At 42.0% G+C, this 1,156-nt stretch carries 1 protein-coding gene; it reads right to left on the bottom strand.

The genetic code is table 11. From position 1 onward, the window contains the following. Nucleotides 1–1,156 (bottom strand): tol-pal system YbgF family protein (locus A3766_RS01145; RefSeq protein ID WP_156508589.1); only part of this gene is annotated, 1,156 nt, incomplete at both ends.

Genomic DNA, 1,156 nt, shown 5'->3' with positions numbered 1-1,156 from the left:
GCTAGGTCGTTCAACAATCCTGCCGTCTGATTAGCCATAGGAAAATGCGCAGCAAAACGCTCAATCGCTTCTCTGCGAAGTAGCTTATCAGATGGCCCGAGATCTTGGGTATTGCCGCTATTTGAAACTTTGATGTCGTCATATGTCAGAACTGAAGCATAGCCAGCTTGAACTGCCTTTGGATGGCTAACATTTTCATAAGCTGCACGTTCGTATAGAGAAATTGCACGACGATAATCACCAATTTTATATGCAGCCTCAGCTGCAAGGTAAAGGTTCTCACCGCTATAGCGATCTTGACCTCGCGTGAGAACCAGCTCTTCGTAATAGTCTGCAGCCTGCTTACCAAATACATAATAGCTTGACGCTTTAGCTGAAATTTCAGCAGGCTCACTCTTAACTTCGGAGTCTTTGGCGTAAGCCGTTTGCATTCTTACATAATATAGGTGTGCCAACTCATCTAGGGCCTCAACAAGCAAAGGTCTGACAATCTCTAATTGAGAGGGTTCAAGCGTTTTCCAATAAGGGCTATGAACACCGAAATTCTTTACAAAATTTTCTTTCGCTTCCCATTCTAGAATATCGAAATTACCACGACGATAGGTTTGTATTTCATTTTGTGCCATTCGATAAGCATCAAAATTCATTTGATAGTTATCGGTAAAGCCCCTGGCTACGAGACCCGCATCACGAAATCGCTCAGATCTTAGGTGGAATCGAAATAAGGAGTCATAAAGCAAATATGCATAGTCCTTATGCCCGATACTCTGTTGTAGCACCTCAATACTCTCGCCGCTTCTGTCTTGAGAAAACATAGTAGAGAAAAGTCGGAAGGTATCGTCAACAATATCTTGATCCTTGAGGCCCAAGGTATCGTACCCGATTGCATTCCTTAGCTCAGGGTACTTATCTAATACCTTACTAGCATGAACTGCTGAGTCGGCAAACCTGTCCTGTCTAAAAACAGCCCAACCTAACTTAAAGTTTGCTCTATGATGGAAGGTAGAATCTTTTGTAAAAGCCAGTACTTTCTTATACTGCGCTTCAGCTTTATCAAACATACCCAAATCAAAATATGTCTCGGCAATTCGGAACATACTTTCATCAACCAGATCAGACTTTGGGTAAAGACCTACTAACAATTTAAGTCGTTTTA

The organism is Oleiphilus sp. HI0132, assembly GCF_001635845.1.
The sequence above is the reverse complement of the archived record's forward strand: the minus strand, read 5'-3'. Positions and strand labels throughout refer to the sequence as shown.